This is a genomic window from Acinetobacter sp. SCLZS86, assembly GCF_021560715.1.
GTDB classification, from domain to species: Bacteria; Pseudomonadota; Gammaproteobacteria; order Pseudomonadales; family Moraxellaceae; genus Acinetobacter; species Acinetobacter towneri_A.
On the sequence record NZ_CP090864.1, the window covers coordinates 149,408 to 170,309 of the forward strand.

At 41.5% G+C, this 20,902-nt stretch carries 23 protein-coding genes, 1 tRNA gene and 1 pseudogene; 13 read left to right on the top strand and 12 right to left on the bottom strand.

Translation table 11 applies throughout. From position 1 onward, the window contains the following. Positions 1 to 91 precede the first annotated feature (91 nt). From LZP46_RS16410 to LZP46_RS00530, 6 genes are all read right to left on the bottom strand, one after another. A complete protein-coding gene (locus LZP46_RS16410; RefSeq protein WP_026438106.1) occupies positions 92 to 352 on the bottom strand; it encodes an ATP-binding protein in 261 nt (86 codons plus the stop codon). A 165-nt stretch (positions 353 to 517) separates the two neighbouring features. Beyond that, complete coding sequence (locus tag LZP46_RS00510) at positions 518 to 1,264, bottom strand: ATP-binding protein (protein ID WP_070153652.1); 747 nt, start codon at positions 1,262 to 1,264, stop codon at positions 518 to 520. Between the two features lie 10 nt (positions 1,265 to 1,274). Beyond that, positions 1,275 to 1,835, bottom strand: a complete 561-nt coding sequence (locus tag LZP46_RS00515; protein WP_178319036.1) for a DUF1376 domain-containing protein — start codon at positions 1,833 to 1,835, stop codon at positions 1,275 to 1,277. A gap of 65 nt (positions 1,836 to 1,900) precedes the next feature. Beyond that, positions 1,901 to 2,152 carry a hypothetical protein gene (locus LZP46_RS00520; protein WP_178319035.1) on the bottom strand — a complete coding sequence of 84 codons (252 nt, stop codon included), beginning with the start codon at positions 2,150 to 2,152 and terminating at the stop codon, positions 1,901 to 1,903. After that, positions 2,142 to 3,326, bottom strand: a complete 1,185-nt coding sequence (locus LZP46_RS00525; protein ID WP_178319034.1) for a tyrosine-type recombinase/integrase — start codon at positions 3,324 to 3,326, stop codon at positions 2,142 to 2,144. The genes LZP46_RS00520 and LZP46_RS00525 overlap by 11 nt, the downstream gene beginning before the upstream one ends. 12 nt (positions 3,327 to 3,338) lie before the next feature. Beyond that, positions 3,339 to 3,554 carry a hypothetical protein gene (locus LZP46_RS00530; RefSeq protein WP_019837125.1) on the bottom strand — a complete coding sequence of 72 codons (216 nt, stop codon included), beginning with the start codon at positions 3,552 to 3,554 and terminating at the stop codon, positions 3,339 to 3,341. A gap of 110 nt (positions 3,555 to 3,664) precedes the next feature. Between LZP46_RS00530 and LZP46_RS00535 the strand changes: the two genes are divergently transcribed. Next, positions 3,665 to 3,874 carry a helix-turn-helix domain-containing protein gene (locus LZP46_RS00535; protein WP_084792783.1) on the top strand — a complete coding sequence of 70 codons (210 nt, stop codon included), beginning with the start codon at positions 3,665 to 3,667 and terminating at the stop codon, positions 3,872 to 3,874. A gap of 445 nt (positions 3,875 to 4,319) precedes the next feature. Here the strand turns inward: LZP46_RS00535 and LZP46_RS00540 are convergent. Next, positions 4,320 to 4,395, bottom strand: a tRNA-Gly gene (locus LZP46_RS00540). Between the two features lie 233 nt (positions 4,396 to 4,628). Between LZP46_RS00540 and LZP46_RS00545 the strand changes: the two genes are divergently transcribed. The 5 genes from LZP46_RS00545 to LZP46_RS00565 all read left to right on the top strand — a co-directional run bounded on the left by LZP46_RS00545 (position 4,629) and on the right by LZP46_RS00565 (position 7,614). Continuing rightward, positions 4,629 to 4,940: a BolA family protein gene (locus tag LZP46_RS00545; RefSeq protein ID WP_236094326.1), complete on the top strand. Its 312-nt coding sequence runs from the start codon at positions 4,629 to 4,631 to the stop codon at positions 4,938 to 4,940. Between the two features lie 13 nt (positions 4,941 to 4,953). Beyond that, on the top strand, positions 4,954 to 5,346 hold the full coding sequence (locus LZP46_RS00550; RefSeq protein ID WP_236094327.1) for a SirB2 family protein: 393 nt from the start codon (positions 4,954 to 4,956) through the stop codon (positions 5,344 to 5,346). 189 nt (positions 5,347 to 5,535) lie between these two features. Then, a complete protein-coding gene (locus LZP46_RS00555; protein WP_070155018.1) occupies positions 5,536 to 6,372 on the top strand; it encodes a ParA family protein in 837 nt (278 codons plus the stop codon). A 13-nt stretch (positions 6,373 to 6,385) separates the two neighbouring features. Continuing rightward, entirely contained in the window at positions 6,386 to 6,781 is a 396-nt protein-coding gene (locus tag LZP46_RS00560) for a hypothetical protein (RefSeq protein ID WP_236094328.1), read from the top strand. A gap of 242 nt (positions 6,782 to 7,023) precedes the next feature. Continuing rightward, positions 7,024 to 7,614 carry a LysE family translocator gene (locus tag LZP46_RS00565; RefSeq protein WP_236094329.1) on the top strand — a complete coding sequence of 197 codons (591 nt, stop codon included), beginning with the start codon at positions 7,024 to 7,026 and terminating at the stop codon, positions 7,612 to 7,614. A 98-nt stretch (positions 7,615 to 7,712) separates the two neighbouring features. Here the strand turns inward: LZP46_RS00565 and LZP46_RS00570 are convergent, their stop codons facing one another. Then, positions 7,713 to 8,348 carry a DedA family protein gene (locus tag LZP46_RS00570; RefSeq protein WP_236094330.1) on the bottom strand — a complete coding sequence of 212 codons (636 nt, stop codon included), beginning with the start codon at positions 8,346 to 8,348 and terminating at the stop codon, positions 7,713 to 7,715. Between the two features lie 231 nt (positions 8,349 to 8,579). On the opposite strand from LZP46_RS00570, the gene LZP46_RS00575 reads away from it, so the two are divergent. Together LZP46_RS00575 and guaA are read left to right on the top strand one after the other, a co-directional pair. Next, entirely contained in the window at positions 8,580 to 9,002 is a 423-nt protein-coding gene (locus LZP46_RS00575) for a DoxX family protein (RefSeq protein WP_178319031.1), read from the top strand. 223 nt (positions 9,003 to 9,225) lie between these two features. Next, positions 9,226 to 10,794 carry a glutamine-hydrolyzing GMP synthase gene (guaA, locus tag LZP46_RS00580; protein WP_236094331.1) on the top strand — a complete coding sequence of 523 codons (1,569 nt, stop codon included), beginning with the start codon at positions 9,226 to 9,228 and terminating at the stop codon, positions 10,792 to 10,794. 238 nt (positions 10,795 to 11,032) lie between these two features. On the opposite strand, the gene LZP46_RS00585 is transcribed toward guaA, so the two are convergent. Next, positions 11,033 to 12,319: a GGDEF domain-containing protein gene (locus LZP46_RS00585; protein ID WP_236094332.1), complete on the bottom strand. Its 1,287-nt coding sequence runs from the start codon at positions 12,317 to 12,319 to the stop codon at positions 11,033 to 11,035. 245 nt (positions 12,320 to 12,564) lie between these two features. On the opposite strand from LZP46_RS00585, the gene LZP46_RS00590 reads away from it, so the two are divergent. The 3 genes from LZP46_RS00590 (at position 12,565) to LZP46_RS00600 (ending at position 14,721) form a co-directional block, all read left to right on the top strand. Next, positions 12,565 to 13,512, top strand: a complete 948-nt coding sequence (locus LZP46_RS00590; protein ID WP_178319028.1) for a pirin family protein — start codon at positions 12,565 to 12,567, stop codon at positions 13,510 to 13,512. Positions 13,513 to 13,544: 32 nt separating this feature from the next. Next, a complete protein-coding gene (locus LZP46_RS00595) occupies positions 13,545 to 13,943 on the top strand; it encodes an OsmC family protein (RefSeq protein ID WP_178319027.1) in 399 nt (132 codons plus the stop codon). Positions 13,944 to 14,067: 124 nt separating this feature from the next. Continuing rightward, a complete protein-coding gene (locus LZP46_RS00600) occupies positions 14,068 to 14,721 on the top strand; it encodes a glutathione S-transferase (RefSeq protein ID WP_236094333.1) in 654 nt (217 codons plus the stop codon). 95 nt (positions 14,722 to 14,816) lie between these two features. Here the strand turns inward: LZP46_RS00600 and LZP46_RS00605 are convergent, their stop codons facing one another. Then, positions 14,817 to 15,425 carry an SPOR domain-containing protein gene (locus LZP46_RS00605; protein WP_236094334.1) on the bottom strand — a complete coding sequence of 203 codons (609 nt, stop codon included), beginning with the start codon at positions 15,423 to 15,425 and terminating at the stop codon, positions 14,817 to 14,819. A gap of 34 nt (positions 15,426 to 15,459) precedes the next feature. Then, positions 15,460 to 17,250, bottom strand: coding sequence for an arginine--tRNA ligase (gene argS / locus LZP46_RS00610; protein ID WP_236094335.1), 1,791 nt, complete (start codon positions 17,248 to 17,250; stop codon positions 15,460 to 15,462). A gap of 195 nt (positions 17,251 to 17,445) precedes the next feature. Between argS and LZP46_RS00615 the strand changes: the two are divergent. Together LZP46_RS00615 and LZP46_RS00620 are read left to right on the top strand one after the other, a co-directional pair. Next, positions 17,446 to 17,727: pseudogene (locus tag LZP46_RS00615) on the top strand (DUF2798 domain-containing protein). Positions 17,728 to 17,897: 170 nt separating this feature from the next. Next, complete coding sequence (locus tag LZP46_RS00620; RefSeq protein WP_236094336.1) at positions 17,898 to 19,598, top strand: NAD-dependent malic enzyme; 1,701 nt, start codon at positions 17,898 to 17,900, stop codon at positions 19,596 to 19,598. A 125-nt stretch (positions 19,599 to 19,723) separates the two neighbouring features. On the opposite strand, the gene LZP46_RS00625 is transcribed toward LZP46_RS00620, so the two are convergent. Continuing rightward, positions 19,724 to 20,491: a hypothetical protein gene (locus LZP46_RS00625; RefSeq protein WP_236094337.1), complete on the bottom strand. Its 768-nt coding sequence runs from the start codon at positions 20,489 to 20,491 to the stop codon at positions 19,724 to 19,726. Between the last annotated feature and the right edge of the window lie 411 nt (positions 20,492 to 20,902).

Sequence of the window (20,902 nt, forward strand, 5' to 3'; positions counted from 1 at the left end):
GAGAACGGTGTCAACGGCATTCTAAAATTGACCCCTTTGACCTCGTATTAAGTTTCAACCTGTGGCTGAATCCCTATTCTTTTTTTATCCTTCAAACGATAACTCTCACCCGATATTTGTACCACATGACAGTGATGCAATAACGATCTAACATCGCAGCGGTCAACGTGACATCATCCTCAAACGACTTAGACCATTGGCTAAATGGTAAGTTACTCGTCAATATCGTACTGCCTTTTTCATAACGCTTGGCAATCACGTTAAAGAACAGATTCGCTTCTTCACGTCCAAAGGGCAAATAACCAATTTCATCGATAATCAATAATTTCGGGGCGAGTATCACGCGTTGCATATAGGTTTTCAATTTACCTTGCTGATAGGCTGTACTGAGTTACAGCATGAAATCGGCGGCGGTAATAAACTTGGTTTTGACATTGCTCATGATGGCCTTATAGGGAATCTTTAGAAAGAAAGCCAATCATCTCAGCAAGATAATTGGCTTAAGTGAGAGTCACGATTATCCGCTTATTCGTCGGTCATCCCAATAACACGGCACTACAATCAAATGGTTCTCATGTAACCGAGACCATAATCTTACACCTAAATCCCGCTGCATATTTTGGACTGTGAAATTGGAAATCAGCAGGGTAGATTTCATATTGTCATAACGACTATACAAAACCTTATGCACCATCTCCAGGCGTTTTTCATGCCGGTCATGCAGGCCATATTCATCAATCACCAATAAATCAAAACTGGAGAAATGGTCGATGACTTCTTTCTCAGAGCGCGAAGCATCTGACCAGGTATCCATCATTTTTTGAGCAATTTCTGCACTGGTATAGTAGCGTGCAGATTTTGTACTGTTATGCAGAATGTTGCGAATAATTGATGCACTCAGATGGGTTTTACCTGTACCCGGTGTACCAATCATCAACATGTTCGGGTTGTGGTCAGAAATAATTTGCTGTGCAAAGGCCTGACATAGTTTGATGGTATTGTCTTGTGCAGGGCATGCAACTACATAATTCTTGAAGCCCCGATCCAGGTAGCGTTTATTGAGCCCTGAATTTTTAATTTTCTGTTTTAGCAATCGCTGTTGCAGTTCATTCTCATAGGCTGCATGTGAGTGTTGGACGGTTTCTTTGGCACACAATTTACAGAGCCTGTGACCAGCAATTTCCATCAGGGGTATATGATGGGTAGGGCAAAGTGTTTCCGTTGTTTCTTCGCGAAACTGGAGTGTTTTAAGCATGGTATTCATGACTGATCTCCTAAATCCACTTTGAATTTTCTAAAAAACTCTCATTTTTTTCTTCAAAATTTGAAGATGAAGATGAAGATGAAGATGAAGATGAAGATGAAGATGAAGATGAAGATGAAGGGCATGATTCAAGCATGACTTGAGTAATACTCGGGCTCTTCTCAGGAGCTGCTTGAGCATTTACTTTTCGTTGCCTGGCTGATGCTTGAGCATTACTTGCGGATTTGCCCCAACGTGCTTGAGCTGCATTTTTAGCTTTATCAGATTTCATTTGCTGATTTTGCAATGCCTGGCTTTTTAAACTGCTTAAGAAATTTGAATGAATCTGCTCAGATTCGATTTCAAACAATTCCAGGGCCATTAGCGTATTCAACAAAGTTTTAGCCTTGGTGTGCTGCGGTAATTTCGTGATGCTACATACAGTAGCTAGGTCGTGAGGAATGGCACCATTTTTCCAGAAATCCATCATTAACAGCAGTGCCGCACCAATTTGTTCTGCTGTCATTCGTGCAAATTTCGCTTGTAGGTCGCCAATATAGAGTGGCATCCAAATTGAAATATCTTTATGCATATGTTCACCTTTTTATAGGTATAAAGGGGCTGAGGTCATCAATTAGATGACCTTTTATGTTTGTTTTATGAGTGAGCGAGACTCATTAAGCGGACACGGGCCTGTTGAGCTAAGTCATCGTAATGAGCTTGCCCTTCATCCAGCATTCGCTGTAGCCAAAGTCTTAATGCTTGGTGATCATCGAAACATTTATTGATTTCCAGCAAAAAGGCCAGATTGTGCAGTTTCGGAATGTGAAACTCATGAATGAGTTCACGCGCGACCAAATCTGCTTCTGGGCTAACGACTACGCCGCCAAAGAAAGCTTTACTGTTCATGGGCAAGCTCCTCTGTATTCAGTCTCTCCAGCATGGCTTCAAAAGCACTACCATCGCGGCGCGTAACATTAGGGATGTAACGGCTATAGACCCGGAATAGCATTTCAGTCGTTGAATGCCCCAATTGGCGAGCGACCCATTCTGGATTTTCACCTGCCGCCAGCCAGAGCGTTGCTGCTGTATGACGTGTCTGATAAGCACGACGAGGCGTTAATCCTAAAAAGCGCAGGATAGGGTGCCATACACGTTTATTAACTAAACGGTAGTCTAGAGGACCACCATCACGGTTGCAGAAGACGAAGTTCGATTTTCCGTTGTTGAGGCTTTTCTGTTGCAGAAAGGCTTGGTACACCCGGTCATTCATCTGGATCGTGCGGTCAGAACCATACGTTTTGGTTCCACCAAGAACACCATTCACTAACGCTTCACGGATATGGATCTCACGACGTTGCAAGTCGATATTTTTCCATTGAAGGCCATCGATTTCACTAGTACGCATACCCGTAAAAAAGCGGATGGTGTAATAAGGTTTAAAGTCGTCACGAACAGATGTAATAATTCGCTGAACTTCTTCAAGAGAGAAAGGCGTGACTTCAATCCGACCTTCTTTCAAACTTTTTATGTTTTTGTAAGGGCTATCAAAATCATATCGTTCGGATGCGCTATCTAGTATCATACGAAGTACTGTCATAATCTGGTTGATTCGTGATGGTGAAAGGCATTCTTGGTTATTTCCGTATGTCACTTTGGCGAGGGATGAACGGAATCCAAGGATGTCTGACTTTTTGATGTTAATAACAGGAATTGTTCCGAAATATGGAGTTAAATATTTTCGAATAACAATTCTAATTTTTTCTGCATAGCTGTTACGCCATTCTATTTCTTTATCAGCAACCCATATTTCACAGTACTTAGAAAAAACAGGTGCTTTAGAACTCACTGCATTGATTTGGTTTTCAGCAGCTTTAATTTCTGCCAGTCGAGCACTTTTGGGAAAATATTTTGCATAATCAAATACACCTAAGAGCATTTCAGCTTCCATACGTTCAATCGCTTTTTCAAGTTTTTTACGATTGGTAGGTGTATCTTCCATTGCAGTTGTTTCACGGCAACGCTTATTTAAGTACCGAAAATCAATTGTAAGCTTGCCGTATCTTGTACGGATTGAGGCCATGTGATTGAGCTCCTATTGTAGTTGTAGGCTATGAAGAGAGCCGAACGAGGTTTTTGTCATATCTTCCTCAATGCGTTCCCAAACATAAAGAATTTTGCGCCCACCAAATGGGCGAATGTAATGAACGCCTTCAATTAAGACGCTATCTTTCAGTTGATTTCGGATAGTACGCTCGTTGTAATGAATTCGTTCCGAAAGTTCTTTTGTAGTAAGATACGTGAAGTTCATATGTATATCCTTTTAAAAAGTATCACAATGATGTTATTTAAGATTACAATGCAATACTATAAGCATTTAATACATCATGCAAGTACTTTATTACACAATGGTGGTAATTAATGATAGTTTGCAATTTACCAGTTTTATTAGCAGAACGCAGAATGAAGGTTGCGGATGTTGCGCGTGAAACAGGGATGAGTAAAACCACTCTGCATAAACTTTATAATGGTCAATCGACTCGTATTGATTTTGAAACTATTGAGAAGCTCTGTTTATTATTAAATGTAGAGGTAGGAGATCTTTTGAAATTACAAGCTGAAGAATCTTAAGACGATGAAATATTTATGAAATTAAGGTGACCAAATTTGGTCACCTTATTTTTTAGAGTATTTTTTGATTGTGAGACAAGTAGTAGATATTGAGTTAAGTAGGGCTGAATTTTAAAAACTTAAAATGATCTGTAATTGTGAGAGTTTTATTGTGTGATCAAATTTGGTCACGATCCTAATTGATCTTGAAAAATATTGAATTGAAAATAATAGAAGTCTAATGACATAGAGATTTTCGGTGGAATATTTTTTTAGGCAGTTTTAGAAAGGGGTTCTTATCTTTTTGATTTATTGAAGGCACCATTTGGTCACCATTTGGTCACCAATTTTGATATAGCACTTTTGTAAACTTACTTTTTTTAGAATAAAGATCTCTTATGAAGAAAAATATTGAATAAAATCAACAAAAAAAGCCTCAATCTTTCGACTGAGGCTTTTGAAATTCTGGAGCGGGAAACGAGACTCGAACTCGCGACCCCAACCTTGGCAAGGTTGTGCTCTACCAACTGAGCTATTCCCGCATGCGGTGTATAATACATGATGAAAAAATAGGGTCAATCATTTTTTGCATATCGTTGTACTGACTGAATAAATAAACAACATTTTTAGAAACAATAGCAGTCATCAGCCCAAATTTCATAACGAAAACTGCTGCAAATCGTAAATTGAAGAATCCTCATGGCAAGATGCTGCGAATCACACAGAAAACGTTATACTTCTGAGAGTTTTTAAAACCATTCGGGGAAATACAATCATGAGTTTAGAACAACAGTTGCTACAACGCTTAGCCGTTTTCAATCCAAGCCATTTGGAAGTGGTGAATGAATCTGCAGGTCATGGCGGTTATTTCCCAGGCAAAGAATCCCATTTTAAAGTGGTGATAGTCAGCGATGCTTTTCAGGGGCTACGCGCCGTACAACGTCATCAAAAAATTTATGCTGCTGTAGGTGATTTACTCGCGCCAAGTAAAATTCATGCACTGGCAATTCATGCCTTTGTTGCATCTGAATGGCAGGGACAAGACACTAGCAGCCCAGAATGTGCTCATGCACCAAAAACATCGTAATGGAATGAAATACATGGAAAATTTAGGAATGCTGAACACCATTCACGTTGCTGCAGCAGCTTTATTATTATTGGTGCTGTTTGTACGGGGCATGACTTTGTTTAAAGGCACACAAAATAATTCGCCTAATCCTAAAGCGTGGACAGTCTTTGTGGCGTTGCAACATTCGGCACTCACGCTAATTGTGGTGACAGGTGTTATTGCTTTATTTTTAAAAGACTTTCAAGTCGAAACATGGTTTTATGCCAAAATTATTTTATTTTTGGTGATGCTGTCATCTTTAATTAAAGCGTATAAAAAAGATGACCGTATTTTGTTGATTCAACGTCGTGTGGGTTGGGGCTTAGCCTTAGTCGCATTTTTTGCCATTTTAGGTTTGGTGATGTTAAAGCCAAGCTTTGGCTAATTCAGCAGGTCATATTGTAGATGTTGCTTGTGGCTGTAAATTCACGGGCATTGAGTGTATGCAAATATCGGCAAGAGATTGGCTGCATATTTGAGCATTGGCGAATTGTTAGACATAATTTGGCAAGAATATTGACAGCTCAGTTAAACTAAAGTGATGTCATAACAAAAATTGAAAAGAGGGGCGGCAATGCGCACACGTGTAGTGTTTAATCAGAAAGGTGGTGTTGGAAAATCCAGTATTACCGTCAATTTGGCTGCAATCAGTGCGCATCAGGGTTTAAAAACCTTGGTGATTGACCTCGACCCGCAAGCCAACTCCAGCCAATATTTATTGGGTGATGATGCTACTTATTCTGCCGATAAGCCTGCGCTTGAACCTAACATCGAAAATTATTTTGAAGAAGTGTTGGGTGCAAATCAATCCAAAGGTTTATTGGGCAATGCCTTAGGCTCAATTTTAAAAAACCGCAGCAAAGGTTTAGAAGCCTATGTGCATCAGTCGCCATTTAAAAATTTGGATGTGATTCCTGCCAGTCCACAATTGGGCGGTTTGGCACATGCACTTGAATCGAAACATAAAATTTACAAGCTGCGCGATGCCTTGCAACAATTGTCCGATCAATATGACCGTGTATTTATTGATACTCCGCCTGCGTTTAACTTTTTTACCTTATCTGCCTTAATTGCGGCAGATCGGGTGCTTATTCCGTTTGACTGTGATGTGTTTTCTAAACGCGCCTTACAAAGCCTGATTGAAAATGTGCTGGAAACGCAAGATGATCACAATGCAAACTTGCAAATTGAAGGAATTGTGGTGAATCAATACCAAGCACAGGCCAAGTTACCGCGTGAAGTGGTGCAGCAACTCAAAGATGAAGGTTTGCCTGTTTTGAATAGCATGTTGCCGCCTTCGGTGTTGATGAAAGAATCGCATCATAAAAATTTGCCATTAATTCATTTGGCAACAGATCATAAATTGACGCAAGCTTATCAATCGTTGTTCAATGAAATTGAGCAAGCGTGATACAGAGGTAGACATGAGAACATTTGCAATTGGTCTTGTCACGGCAAGTAGTTTATTGCTGGGGGCTTGTGCGACTACGGTGAAACCTAGTTACGTGTCGCCTACACATTATCAGGCTTTGAATTGCCAACAATTACAAAGTGAATATAACCGTATTCAGCAATATATTGAAAGCGGTGTCGAAGCGCCGAAACGTACAGGCGTTGGTGTGGGTATCGGCTTAGGTGGTGGCTGGGGCAGCCGAGGTGGTTGGGGCGTTGCACCGAGTGTTTCGGTCAATATGGGACAGTCATCCAACACCAAAAGAACAGAGTTGGCACGTCTTTTAGGTGAGCAAGAAGCCATTGTGCAAGCAGCAAAATTTAAAGCTTGCCCGATTATTGTTAAACTCAAACCTGCAACCTCTTAAATTTTAGGATTTGCGAATATTTTGTCTATGGTGCTGCCATTTGTGCAGCACCATTGCTTAAAAAATGTAGCAAGATAATTCAAGACTGATCTCAATCTAATATTTAAAAAACAAAAACTTAATCTTATTTTTTGTTTTATTTATGCCCTTGGGTCAGTCCTGACAGATAGAAAAACTTGTCATTTTTAATGGCTTTCATATAAGGTGTGCTCCTATTTTTTGATTTGCATGCTCTGGTGTTTATGATTGAAAGTTGGCTCTTTGTCCTAGCAATGATTGCGGTCTTGATGATTCCTGGCCCGACCAATGCACTATTGGCAAGCTCAGCCCACCAACAAGGCATTGCCAAAACCAGTCTGCTGATTCCCGCAGAGTTTTTTGGTTATATGTATGCCATTAGTTTGTGGGCATTATTCATTCATTTGAGTGCGCCTATTTGGCCTTACTTGATTGATATTCTGCATGTTTTAAGTGCAGGCTATGTATTTTGGATGGCTTTTCATTTATGGAAGCAGTCGCATTTAGAGCAACATTGTCAAAAACACTCTACCATTCGCCCCGCACAATTATTTTTTTCGACTTTTAAAAACCCGAAGGCCTTGTTATTTGCTGCAGGTATTTTTCCTACAGAAACTTGGGATAACCCGACCAATTTTGCCATGGTCTATCTCTTATTCGGTCTGGTTTTATTGCCGACAGCGTTATTTTGGATGTCTTTTGGGCGGGCCGTTTTGGCGCGAGAAACCAATAAAGTAACGGCAGATCTGTTATATAAAGGCTCGGCTTTGCTGTTGGTGGTGTGCATGCTGCCTGTCGTAGCGCGTTTTTTCTAAAGATTTAGAGATTTTTGGTGACCTGAGCACTCATCTCACTTGTTTTGAATAGATGAGGGCAGCGCTGTTCAACAGGCTTGCCCACAAAATTTCACAACTTAAGCAGGTTTTTTCTTGAGTTTTTGGCGAATAAAACCAATCACCCCAGGCAAAACACTTAAAATAATAATGCCGAAAATTAAATAGGTGAAATTGTCTTTCACAATTGGCATATTGCCAAACAAATAACCGAGTGTAATAAACGAAGCGATCCAGCAAAAAGCGCCAATCACGTTATAGGTCAGGAAGTATTTATAATTCATGCTGCCCGCACCTGCTACAAAGGGTGCAAAGGTACGCGCAAACGGTACAAAACGCGCAAAAATAATAGTTTTTCCGCCATGCCGCTCAAAAAACTTTTGGGTTTCAATTAAATGTTTTTTATTGATAAAACGTGATTCAAGCTCAAAAACCCGAGGTCCGATATATTTACCAATATGATAATTCAGTGTGTCACCCAGTACCGCAGCAGTAAACAATAAAATACCCAAAATCCAAGGATCCATCACTCCTGTCGATGCAGCCAGTGCGCCTGCCGCAAACAATAAACTATCGCCAGGTAAAAACGGCATAACAACCAAGCCTGTTTCTACAAAAATAATCAGGAATAAAATAGCGTAAATCCATACCCCATATTGGGTGATGAATTCGAGCAAATGCTCATCGACGTGCAAGATAAAATCAATCAGTTCCATGGGAAAAAACAAGCGAAAGTGTGCTCAAATCCTAGCAGTCCACAGGCGGAAAGTCAGTATGAAAAGGTAAATAATTTTCACAGTGATTTTAGGGATGCTAGACCAGCCACATCGGTTCTTTTTCGTTGCATAGATGCAACAACATGTCTTTTAAATGCGTATTTATCCTGAATTTTGAAAAAACTAAGATGTATTTGTCTTCAAGAATGAATCAAAAATATAGGTGATCTGATGTTTAATCCAAATGTTGTGGTAAAAAGTGTGGTCGAACACGCAGGTGTGCAGGCTGTTGTGAGTTTATTTGCACGTGCTTTTTTAGCGTACTTATTCATTGTATCTGGCTGGGGCAAAATCGCAGGCTATGAGGCAACTGTGGGTTATATGCAGGAGATGGGTGTTTCAGGTTCATTATTGCCGTTCGTTATTTTGCTGGAATTGGGCGGTGGTTTGGCACTTTTATTGGGCTTTCAGGCACGAGTGGTCGGCTTGGGCTTAGGTGTTTTTAGTCTCGTGACTGCATTTTTGTTCCATGGCGCGCCAGAAGATGCCTTGAACTTAATGAAAAATATTGGTTTAGCAGGTGGTTTCTTCTACATCATGCTTTACGGTGCAGGCAAAATAAGTCTAGACCATCTTTTGGAAGCAAAAAAGTAAGTCATTGATTTCCACATCAGCTCAACAATTTAAGCAATCTTCAAGAAGGTTGCTTTTTTTATGCCATAGAAAATGCATAGTCTTTTAAAACTTAGAGTATGTGGTCACTGCAATATCACGAAGAAAAATAGCCATTTTTAGGATTGTCTGAATAGTGTGCGCAAGGCGTTGAAAAATGCTAGAATAGCGCGCTTAATTCGTTTGCCTTTCATAGTTGTTTGTCATGACTACCAATACTCAAATTACTGAAGATCGTATCCTGATTCTGGATTTCGGTTCGCAATATAGTCAGCTCATCGCACGTCGTGTGCGTGAAGCGGGCGTATATTCTGAAATGTATGCCTACGATATGTCGGAAGAAGACATTCGTGCATTTAATCCAAATGGTATTATCTTATCGGGTGGACCTGAAAGTGTTCACCAAGCGGGTAGTCCACGTGCACCTGAAATTGTATTTAACTTAGGCGTACCTGTATTGGGTATCTGCTATGGTTTACAGACCATGTCAGAACAATTGGGCGGTAAAGTTGAAGCAGGTACAGTGCATGAATTCGGTTATGCCGAAGTCGATATTTTGGTACGTGACAAACTGATTGGTAACTTGCAAGACCGTGAAAACCAATTGCACGTTTGGATGAGCCATGGCGATAAAGTGGCACGCATTCCAGAAGGCTTCCAAATTACGGCAAGCACGCCAAGCTGCCCAGTGGCAATGATTTCTGATGAAACCCGCCGTTTCTATGGCATTCAATTCCACCCAGAAGTGACACACACTGCTAAAGGTGCAGAATTATTGTCTAACTTTGTACATCAAATTTGTGGATGTCGCGGTTTATGGACACCAGAACACATCATCGACCTGCGCGTAGAACAATTACGTCAGCAAATTGGCGATGAAAAAGTATTGCTAGGTTTATCTGGTGGCGTAGACTCTTCTGTGGTTGCTGCATTGTTGCATAAAGCCATTGGCGATCAATTAACATGTGTGTTTGTAGACAACGGCTTATTACGCTTGAACGAAGGCGATCAAGTGATGCAAATGTTTGCAGAAAATATGGGTATTCGCGTGATTCGTGCCGATGCAGAACAACGCTTCTTGAGCGCGTTGGCAGGTGAAGTTGATCCTGAGAAAAAACGTAAAATTATTGGTCGTGAATTTATTGAAGTCTTTGCCGAAGAAGCGCGTAAACTCGATGGCGTGAAATTCTTGGCACAAGGTACGATTTACCCAGACGTGATTGAATCTGCAGCCAGCAAACAAGGTAAGGCACACGTGATTAAATCACACCACAACGTGGGCGGTTTACCAGAAGATTTAGCTTTTGAATTGGTTGAACCTTTACGTGATTTATTTAAAGATGAAGTGCGTAAACTCGGCACGACTCTAGGCTTGCCACACAGCATGATTTACCGTCATCCATTCCCAGGTCCAGGTTTGGGCGTGCGTATTTTGGGTGAGGTGAAAAAAGAATATGCAGACATTTTACGTTTAGCCGATGACATTTTTATGCAGGAATTGCGTGCAAGTGGTTGGTATGACAAAACGGCACAAGCATTTGCAGTATTCCAGCCTGTGAAATCTGTTGGTGTTGTGGGTGATGGTCGTCGTTATGCATGGGTAATTGCTCTTCGTGCCGTAGAAACAGTGGACTTTATGACAGCACGTTTCGCACACTTACCGTACGATTTAGTCGACCGTATCTCTACCCGTATCATGAATGAAATTGCAGACGTTTCACGTGTGACTTACGACGTCTCGTCTAAACCACCTGCAACAATTGAATGGGAGTAATTCAGGGATTTCACGAAGCACTGCTTCGTGCCTGAATTACGCCAAGCGCTATGCGCGCGGCAGTAGGGGTTTCAAGCAGCACTGCTGCTTGCCAGTTTTACGCCATGAGCCCATTTTAAAGCACGGCTTTTTAAATGGGTGCAAGATGCCTGCGGCAGCTAGGGTTTTTTAAACATACTCTAGCCCCAAAAACCCAAAAAATGAGCACGTAATGTGCTCATTTTTTATATCTATTAGATCATTCAGGATTTAACTTCTTTTTTAAAATCGGTTCGGGTGGCTCAGACATTCCTACATCATAACTGATCACGCAATTACGTCCGCTTTGTTTGGCTTGGTAAAGTGCGAGGTCGGCTTCCTTAATCAACAGTTGTAAGTCAGTTTGTTGTGGTTTTAAACTTGATACACCAATGGAGACAGTGAAATTAAAACATTTTTTATCAATGCACATTTGATGCTGTGCAATTTTTTGTCTTAAACGTTCTGAAATCATCATTGCTTCATCTAAACTGGTTTCGCTGAGCAGAGCAATAAACTCTTCGCCACCAAAGCGTGCCAAAATATCTTTACGACGCATTTCTTTACGTGCAATTTCAGCAATATTTTGTAAGACCCGATCTCCAACATCATGCCCATAGGTATCATTAATATGTTTAAAAAAGTCTACATCAAACATTAGTAAGCAGACCGATTCAGATTTAGGCCAGGCATGAATTTTATGTTCCGCCATGTGCACAAATTGCCGACGGTTATTCAGTTGTGTCAGTTCATCAGTATGGGCTAAGGCTTGCAGGGTATGGAAATTCCAGTCATCCAGCAAACTGCGTAAAAAGTGATGGCGGGCATTTAGAGTGTTGATCCAACTGATATACAAACTCAACAAACATACAGGGATATACACCACCATAAAAACTAAGGCATCCTGCAAATTGGTGAGGGAAATCACCCCCAAAAACATGAGTACGCTCATGACCAATGAATTGTAGACCGCAGGGCGGAAACGCACTTGAATACATAGGTTCGCCATGAGCACAAAAATGACCGAGGCATACACATAAGTGGAAATCCAAGGGCTTTGTGATTGCGACAGGATATAAAACCAAATACCGCAGCACAGTGTGGCGCTGACTGGTAAAATTAAATCCAGCAGGCGAATATCTTTGATCAATTTAAAGCAGAAATAATTGCCAATCAGCGCCAAGACAACAGCACTGAGACGGAGTGTCGCCGAGAGTGTAGTGACATCTGGAATGATGAAATAATCGATAAAGAAATACAGCAGGAACGTCATTTGCCCAATGTAATTGACTTGGCGTAAAGAACGACGCTGATGTAAATTCTGGTGTTGATAAAAATGTGTTTCAAATTGTGGTGGAAGTTGCGCAGCAGGGTGCTGCAATGCTTTTTCAATTGCTTGTCGGTTTTCAAGATCACACTCAGTTGTTTTTAAAAGTTTTTCTGAGGCTTCCTGATTGCTTAAAATCTTCGAACGGGTCTGTTCCCCCATTCGAGCTTTTACAGACATAGCGATATTTACTCAAATTGACAACTTATAGTGAGGATTATGCGCAAAATGCAGAAAAAATAACCTCCCTAAATTTGGGTATTTTCTCTATTTTTTTAAATTTTGGTCAAAATTATGCCATATATTTTAAGGTGTAGTTCAAGTTTGAACCATAAAAATCAGAACAACAAATTTCATCTTGCTCTTCGTTAGTGATTTACTATATTTAATAGTCAAGGAATTTACAGAAATATAAGAGGTATAGGATGAGCAACAGCAATTATACCGAGCTTTCCAATTCAGACGATTGTGATAAGTACGTCAAGCAATTTATACAGGAATTTCCACTGCTTAGTGCTGAAATTGGGCAGGGAACTTTAATTAAACGTGCTTTACCGAGTCGGCATAAACGCATGATTGGGGCATGGTGTTTTCTAGATCACGCAGGTCCTGTTAATTTTCCACAAGGTGAAGGCTTAGATGTCGGGCCGCATCCACATATTGGTTTGCAAACATTCACCTGGATGATTGAAGGCAGCATTATGCATACCGACAGTTTGGGTACTAAGCAATTGATTCGTCCCAAACAGGTTAATTTAATGACCGCGGGTTATGGTATTTCACATACCGAAGTTGCTCCCGACACCGAAACACACATGCATACAGCGCAACTGTGGATTGCTTTACCTGATGATCAGCGCAATATGGCGCCACGTTTTGATCATTACCCTGACTTGCCTGTGGTTTTGCTAGATGGAGTGGAATTTACCATCTTAGTTGGTGAATTTTTAAATACCACTTCACCAGTATTAGTACATAGTGAGTTGCTAGGGGTAGATATTTATAGTGAAACCAGCACGACAACCCGTTTGCCGCTGAATCCTAAATTTGAATATGGTTTGATGATGCTGGAAGGCACAGCCACTGTGCATGGGCATGAATTAAACGATGAAAATATGCTGGTGCTTGAACCAGGCTTAACCGAAATTCAGCTAGATTTACATGCGGGTGCGCGTCTGTTGCTATTGGGCGGTTTACCTTTTGAGTCGCCAATTTTGTTGTGGTGGAATCTCGTCGGTCGTACCCAAGAGGAACTCAGCATTGCACGTGAGCAATGGGTCAATCATGATCCTCGTTTTGGCACAATACCAGACTACGATGGACCACGTTTAGAAGCGCCGACTTTCCCCGCAAAAATGCGTGCATCAAAATAAATGATGGAATATCAATCTATAGGGAGCATCTTATGGCCAAGATTGGCACAGCACAGGTACGCAGTTTAGACACGGCATGGCAAGGTCAGATCCAAAGTGGTCAGCACCAATTGAAGGTAGATGAGCCTGAAAAGTTAGGTGGTCAAGATGCAGGTCCTGCACCTTATGATCTGTTATGTAGCAGTTTGGTCGCTTGCACCATGATTACCTTGCGTATGTATGCACAGCATAAGGGTTTGGATTTTGGCAAAATTCAGGTCGAGGCGGACTTCTTTACCAATCAGGAAGGGCAGGAGTGGATTGAACGCCGTGTGCAAACTGAAGCAGCGTTAGATGCAGAATTACAGCAAAAAGTACTGAATATCTGTCAAAAAACACCTGTGACGAAAACCTTGTTACGCAGTGTGGAAATTCGTACTGAATTGGGTTAAACCTAGAGTTGAATCCGTCTCTTATAAAAAGGCATGCAGGACATGCCTTTTTATAATGTTGCGTGAAACAGAAGATATAACAATCACTTAAAACAGATGTAATAAAAACAAAATAGGACGTTTTATGATTACTTTACACCACCTTGATCAATCCCGCTCTTTCCGCATTTTGTGGGCCCTTGAAGAGCTGGGCTTAGACTATGATATCAAGTTTTATCACCGTCAGCCCAATTTTAGTGCGCCCCATGAATTGAAGCTGATTCACCCATTGGGTAAAGCGCCAATTTTAACTGATGCAGAGCAGACCATTGCAGAATCTGCAGTAATTTTGGAATACTTGCAGCAGCATTATGATTTGCAAAGGCAGTTTAAACCGCAGCAGACTTCAGCACAGCAAGCCTATCAATACTGGATGCATTATGCCGAAGGTTCACTAATGCCATTGTTAGTAATGCAGTTGGTGATGACCAAAGTGCCACAGCAAGTGCCATGGTTAGTTCGACCAATGGCGCAAAAAATTAGTGCAGGTATTAAAGCAGGATTTATTCAACCTCGTTTAAAAGATCATATTGCCTATTTGGAAGCTTATCTGGGCAAACATGATTATTTTGCAGGCGATTTTTCTTTTGCTGATATTCAAATGAGTTTCCCGCTCCAAGCATTGCAAAGCCGTACCGGGCATCATTATCCACAGATTGCGGCTTATTTGGCACGCGTGGAACAGCGTCCTGCATTTCAGCGTGCACGCGAACGTGAGCAGCAGTTAATGCAAATCTAGCGATGATTTTTGTGAGTACATCGTTCTATAGACCTAAAAAAAGATGCCGAGGCATCTTTTTTTAATTGATTTTGGTCGATTGATAACAATGAGGCTTAGCGTTTCACGACAATTGAATCAATTCCACTATGCTGCAAAGTTTGCTGAGCAATCACTGCAGCATCGGCTGAATCATAAGGGCCTGAAATCACCCGATACCAAGTTTCACCACCTTCTACACTTTTCACTACATCTGCCGATAAACCATTCAAAATAATTTCGGCACGACGTGCATCTGCAGCATCTGGGTCGGTATAGCTACGCACTTGTAGAATATAGCTGGCTTGTACCACAGGGGCAGGCATTTCTGTCAGACCAACATTGGCTTCGCTGGCCGCTGGCGCCTCTACAGCAGCAGGCGCTTCAACAATAACTACGCTATTCTGTTGCTGTGTTTCAGGCACCGCTTGCTCAGGAATAGGCGTGACCTGTTGCTGAGGTAGCAAATCGTAAAAACGATAGTCTTTGTTGGTATCTTCTTGATAATGCTCTGAACTGATTTGCCCTTTAGGTTGCACAGGTGCCCACGGTCTCCAAAGCATTAAGGCTACAGCAAAACACAACACGATTAAAATCACCACGAGCGTGCCTAACCACGCAGGAATCAGTGGTTTTTTGGGCTTATTGGGGCGCTCAGATACACCGCGTTGCGTTTTTCCAAACACGTGGACTTCCTCTTGTTATGCTTTTATTTGGCTTTTACATTGTTTCAGGTGCAGAAACGCCCAATAACTCTAAGCCATTGCGCAAGACTTGTTGCACGTTAACTGAAAGCAATAAGCGTGCCTGAGTCAAGGCTGTATCATCATTCAGCACTTTGTGCTCGTTGTACCAACCATGGAACAAGGCAGCTAATTCTTTCAAGTAGTTACCTACCTGATGCGGTTCATGGCTGTTGGCAGCACGCACTAAAATTTCAGGGTAGGCTGCCAATTTGGCTAAAATTTCAGTTTCAGCATCTAGCTCAAGTTTTGCAGCAAATTGACGTGCAGTTGTCGCATTAAAATTCAATTGCGTAGCAGCAGCTTTTTCGAGCATACGACAAATACGCGCATGTGCATATTGAATGTAGTACACCGCATTGTCTTTACTTTGAGAAACGGCTAAGTCTAGGTCAAAGTCAATGTGCTGTTCAGATTTACGCATCACATAATAGAAACGCGCAGCATCGTTACCAACTTCTTTACGCAAGTCGCGTAAGGTCACGTATTGACCCGAGCGAGATGACATTTGCACCATTTCACCGCCACGCCATAAGCTTACGAACTGCACCAACAGTACCGTTAATTTTTTCGAATCATAGCCTAGTGCATCAATGGCCGCTTTTACACGTGAAATATAACCGTGGTGATCTGAACCCCAGATATCAATTAGGTCCGTATAGCCACGTTGTAATTTATTGAGGTGATAAGCAATGTCTGAAGCAAAGTAAGTGGTTTGACCATTACGGCGTTTCACTACACGGTCTTTTTCATCGCCAAATTCAGTTGATTTAAACCAGATATTGCCGTCTTGTTCGTACAGATAACCACGTTGGTCTAGGGTTTGCAGAGCTTCATCAATTTTTTCAGTCAATGATGCTTCACTAAACCATTGATTAAAGGTCACGCCAAACTCGCCCAGGTCATCTTTAATGTCGGCCAAAATGGCATTCAGCGCAGCTTGGTGGAACACGCGATAATCATCACCCAAAAGCGTTTGTGAATTGAAGATCAAACCATCAATGTGTTTTTCTTTATCGCCCGACAAGACCACTTTGTTGCCATCGGCATCGAGTTCTGCCGCATACTGCACATCTTCAGGTACATTGTGATATACATCTGCAACAGGGCGAACGTGGCGTTCACCATCTTGTTTTAAAATGCTTTGTGCAATGTCTTTGACATAGTCACCTTGGTACGCATTTTTCGGGAAAACCAGAGTTTGTCCAGCCAGTTCCAAATAACGTAAATAAGTCGAAGTCGCCAAAATATCCATTTGACGGCCTGCGTCGTTGACATAGTATTCACGATCAACTTTGGCACCTGTGGCCTCAAGTAAATTGGCAACGGTCATACCATAAGCTGCACCACGACCATGTCCTACGTGTAGGCTTGAAGTTGGGTTGGCAGAAACGAATTCGACCTGAATACGTTTTTGAGCATTGATTTGGCTGCGACCAAATTGTTGTTGTTGTGCTTGAATTTGATCTAAAACGCTAAAACGTTGATCGGCATTTAAAAAGAAGTTAATAAAACCTGGTCCTGCAATTTCTGCTTTGCTGATATCCGCCACTTCAGGCAGAGCAGCAAGAATTTTTTCGGCTAAATCGCGCGGCTTCATACCCGCAGCTTTAGAGGCAATCATGGCAATATTCGATGCGAAATCGCCGTGGCTGCGGTCTTTGGTACGGGTTAAATTACTCGTATTGTTCCAGTCAGATGGGAGTACACCTTCAGCTTGAAGGGATTGCACTGCATGCTCGAGCGCTGCTTGTATTGCCGTATTCATATTGAGTCGAAAAATAGATGTGCAGAAAAACGCTAAATATAGCAAATTTCAGGGGCTTTAGGGGAATGCAATTGTATGCTTTATCGAATTTCAGAGATTGTAGCTAAGCATGAACAAATTGCCTGAAAAATCATCCTTTAAGCAAGCAATTCATGGCATAGTATGCGGCATTCAGTGAGGCGAAAAGGCTGGAGCATGAAACAACGTGCAATGATTTTTGGCAATGTACCCAAGTTATCTATGAAATGGGCCACCGTGGTGATTCCTTTCTTTTTATCGTGTTTGATGAGTGGCATCATTTCCTTTATCAATATGATTCGTAATTTAGGCTGGATTGATGGATTTTTTACCCTGTGGTTGCATAACTGGATGATTTCTTAGGCTTTTGCTTTTCCAGTCGTATTATGTGTGCTGCCTTTGGTGCGTAAGTTCACTGGCTTAATTGTAGATATGACGCCACTGCAACCACCCAAATAAATTAGGTTCGATGCCTATATAACATGGGCTATCAGAAATAAAAATCATTCAGATTTGGTTATCAAACTTCTAAATGCCCTATTTACTGCAATTCGGGCTAAGCTAGTCAGATGTCTGATGGTGCATCTCAATCCATGCGCCATCAGCAACTGATTAGAATGAGATGAACAATGACCACCGCAAATCTGCAGCAAAAACGTCCTTTATATATTCCCTATGCTGGCAACAGCCTTTTAGAACTGCCTTTATTAAACAAAGGTTCTGCATTTTCTGAAGAAGAACGTACTCGTTTTAACCTGCATGGTTTAATTCCGCATGTAATTGAAAATATTGAAGAGCAAACCCAGCGTTCTTATCAGCAATATTGTGCTTTTAGTGATGCCATCAACAAACATATTTATTTACGCAATATTCAAGACACCAATGAAACCCTGTTTTATCACTTAATCGAGCAGCATTTGAGTGAGATGATGCCGATTATTTATACCCCAACTGTAGGTGAGGCATGTCAGCGTTTTTCCGATATTTATCGCCGTCATCGTGGTATTTTTATTTCGTACCCTGACCGCGCCCATATTGACGATATTGTGCAAAACATCAATAAAAAGAATGTCAAAGTGATTGTGATTACAGATGGAGAGCGTATTTTAGGCTTGGGTGATCAGGGCATTGGTGGCATGGGCATTCCAATTGGGAAACTGTCTTTATATACCGCTTGTGGTGGTATTAGCCCTGCCTATACCTTGCCCATTACCCTCGATGTTGGTACCAATAACCCGCAATTGCTGAATGACCCAATTTATATGGGCTGGAATCAGCCGCGTATTAATGGTGAGGAATATTATCAATTTGTTGATCAAGTGATTGATGCGGTGAAACGTCGATGGCCAAAGGCATTAATTCAATTTGAAGATTTTGCTCAGAAAAATGCAATGCCGTTATTAAACAAATACCGTGATCAAATTTGCTGTTTTAATGATGATATTCAGGGTACGGCAGCAGTTTCTGTGGGCAGTTTAATTGCAGCATCACGGGCTGCGGGCAAACAATTGAAAGATCAAACCATTGCCTTCTTGGGCGCAGGTTCGGCAGGTTGTGGTATTGCCGAGCAAATTGTGGCGCAAATGGTGGTCGAAGGCTTAAGCGATGCTGAAGCGCGTGCTCGTGTGTATATGGTAGACCGTTATGGCTTGTTAACCGATAATCAGCCAAATTTGCTCGACTTCCAAAGTAAACTGGCACAAAGTCCTGACCGTGTTGCACATTGGGGCAATCCTGAAGGTGTGATTTCTCTGTTGGACGTCATTCAAAACGCCAAGCCAACGGTATTGATTGGGGTTTCGGGGCAACCGGGTTTATTTACTGAAGAAGTGATTAAAGCCTTGGCTGCCAACTGCGAGCGTCCAATTGTATTGCCATTGTCGAATCCAACCTCACAAGTCGAAGCGTTTCCTGCCGATATTTTGGAATGGACGGAAGGTAAGGCCTTAATTGCAACAGGTAGCCCATTTGAGCCAGTGAATTATCAGGGCAAAATTTATAATATTTCGCAGTGCAATAACTCGTATATTTTCCCAGGTATTGGCTTAGGGGTAATCGCTGCAGGGGCAACACGTGTGACAGACAGTATGTTAATTGCATCCAGTAATGCGCTGGCGGACTGCTCACCATTGTTGCAGGATCCAAATGCAGATTTGTTGCCAGATTTAAATGAAATTCAGCAAGTTTCTAAGTTTATTGCATTTAGAGTGGCAAAAGCTGCAATGGATGCAGGGGTTGCACCTCTCATGAGTGATGAGGCATTACGAGAGGCAATTGAAGCGAATTTCTGGAAGCCTGAATATCGTGATTATAAGCGTGTGACGTTTTAAGCAAAATTCATTCGTGTATTGTTAATGAAATAAGCCACAAGGCGTGCTATTGCACGCCTTGTTTTTATTTGGAATAGGATGGGGTTTGTGATGTGATCACTTGGAATTTAAGTCCTCAACTCACACTAAGCAATATAGTTCTGCTTTGGATTTAGATCGGCACAATTCAAAGGATTTAAGGCACATTGCAACTCATCAATTTGTTGCTCACTGACATAGCCTTGTCTAATCAGGTATTTCGCAACGTGGTCATCTCTCAGGCTTAAAAATGCAGCGTCATACACACCTAAATCGACAAATAAGGCTGCAGTTTCAAGACTATTAAAACGGTCTAAATACACGTCATTACCATACAGTAGAAAAATATGTTCAGTGGGTGCATGCGCATCGACCTTTAAGCGTTCTGCCAATTCAAAAGGTGAGGTTTTAATGAACAGTAAATCGGACAATTCATCAAATTGAGCTGTATCGAGTTGTACTTCATCTGTTTTGACTTTGCCTAACCATGCTTTAAAGACCAATACTGCACCACCACGTAATAACATACTCCAAATATGTTGGCGTGTGCTTTGATCTAAGCCTTGCGCTTCTTTTTCTAAAACATCCAGTAATTGCTGCTCTTGTGCTGCAAGCTTCTCAAACAGACCTAAACCTTGTGGTTGATACGCCGCAGGACGAAACACATCAAAATTGAGTTCCTCAAAGACTTGCAGGGCTAAGGGCACTGCGGTTTGATACAGGGTATTCAGTGCTTGTAGGTGGGGAGCTTGGAGCTTGCTGTTTTGAAACAGACGATCCCAATGAATTTCGGGCAAAAGCGCATTCACGCCATATTGACGATGGAGTTGCTGTGTTTGTTCTGCAAGCTGCTGTTCATGGTTCACGGTATTCATGAGATTCTTCCTAAAACGTGAAAATAGGTCGATCAACGCTTAATAGGACAGGAAATTTATTTGGATGTGGTTTGGAGATGAACGCGCTGATCATTTCTTTTACTTACTTATGCGCGCAGATAGTCAATAGATGTATAAGACTAAAGTCTAATGTATTGCAATGTGCTCAGAAAAGCCTTTACAAACTCGGCAATTAAAAAAATTGTAAGCAAGTTTGGGTGTATTTGCTTACGATCTTGTCAGACTTTGCCATAGCCAGTGAGGCGATGGTATTTAATGTGAAGGGCAGGCACTCAAAACGCGACATTTTTGAAAACTTTGGTCAATCGGTGTTGTACATCAGGCCAATGGCTGTGACGCTTTACGGGCAATCTGTTGTTTTTTGAGTTGTCTAGAGTTGCAGTAAGTAAA

Coding starts and splice junctions, on each gene's coding strand:
- LZP46_RS16410 (WP_026438106.1), bottom strand. CDS start 352: ATGCAACGCGTGATACTCGCCCCGAAATTATTGATTATCGATGAAATT.
- LZP46_RS00510 (WP_070153652.1), bottom strand. CDS start 1,264: ATGAATACCATGCTTAAAACACTCCAGTTTCGCGAAGAAACAACGGAA.
- LZP46_RS00515 (WP_178319036.1), bottom strand. CDS start 1,835: ATGCATAAAGATATTTCAATTTGGATGCCACTCTATATTGGCGACCTA.
- LZP46_RS00520 (WP_178319035.1), bottom strand. CDS start 2,152: ATGAACAGTAAAGCTTTCTTTGGCGGCGTAGTCGTTAGCCCAGAAGCA.
- LZP46_RS00525 (WP_178319034.1), bottom strand. CDS start 3,326: ATGGCCTCAATCCGTACAAGATACGGCAAGCTTACAATTGATTTTCGG.
- LZP46_RS00530 (WP_019837125.1), bottom strand. CDS start 3,554: ATGAACTTCACGTATCTTACTACAAAAGAACTTTCGGAACGAATTCAT.
- LZP46_RS00535 (WP_084792783.1), top strand. CDS start 3,665: ATGATAGTTTGCAATTTACCAGTTTTATTAGCAGAACGCAGAATGAAG.
- LZP46_RS00545 (WP_236094326.1), top strand. CDS start 4,629: ATGAGTTTAGAACAACAGTTGCTACAACGCTTAGCCGTTTTCAATCCA.
- LZP46_RS00550 (WP_236094327.1), top strand. CDS start 4,954: ATGGAAAATTTAGGAATGCTGAACACCATTCACGTTGCTGCAGCAGCT.
- LZP46_RS00555 (WP_070155018.1), top strand. CDS start 5,536: ATGCGCACACGTGTAGTGTTTAATCAGAAAGGTGGTGTTGGAAAATCC.
- LZP46_RS00560 (WP_236094328.1), top strand. CDS start 6,386: ATGAGAACATTTGCAATTGGTCTTGTCACGGCAAGTAGTTTATTGCTG.
- LZP46_RS00565 (WP_236094329.1), top strand. CDS start 7,024: ATGATTGAAAGTTGGCTCTTTGTCCTAGCAATGATTGCGGTCTTGATG.
- LZP46_RS00570 (WP_236094330.1), bottom strand. CDS start 8,348: ATGGAACTGATTGATTTTATCTTGCACGTCGATGAGCATTTGCTCGAA.
- LZP46_RS00575 (WP_178319031.1), top strand. CDS start 8,580: ATGTTTAATCCAAATGTTGTGGTAAAAAGTGTGGTCGAACACGCAGGT.
- guaA (WP_236094331.1), top strand. CDS start 9,226: ATGACTACCAATACTCAAATTACTGAAGATCGTATCCTGATTCTGGAT.
- LZP46_RS00585 (WP_236094332.1), bottom strand. CDS start 12,319: ATGTCTGTAAAAGCTCGAATGGGGGAACAGACCCGTTCGAAGATTTTA.
- LZP46_RS00590 (WP_178319028.1), top strand. CDS start 12,565: ATGAGCAACAGCAATTATACCGAGCTTTCCAATTCAGACGATTGTGAT.
- LZP46_RS00595 (WP_178319027.1), top strand. CDS start 13,545: ATGGCCAAGATTGGCACAGCACAGGTACGCAGTTTAGACACGGCATGG.
- LZP46_RS00600 (WP_236094333.1), top strand. CDS start 14,068: ATGATTACTTTACACCACCTTGATCAATCCCGCTCTTTCCGCATTTTG.
- argS (WP_236094335.1), bottom strand. CDS start 17,250: ATGAATACGGCAATACAAGCAGCGCTCGAGCATGCAGTGCAATCCCTT.
- LZP46_RS00620 (WP_236094336.1), top strand. CDS start 17,898: ATGACCACCGCAAATCTGCAGCAAAAACGTCCTTTATATATTCCCTAT.
- LZP46_RS00625 (WP_236094337.1), bottom strand. CDS start 20,491: ATGAATACCGTGAACCATGAACAGCAGCTTGCAGAACAAACACAGCAA.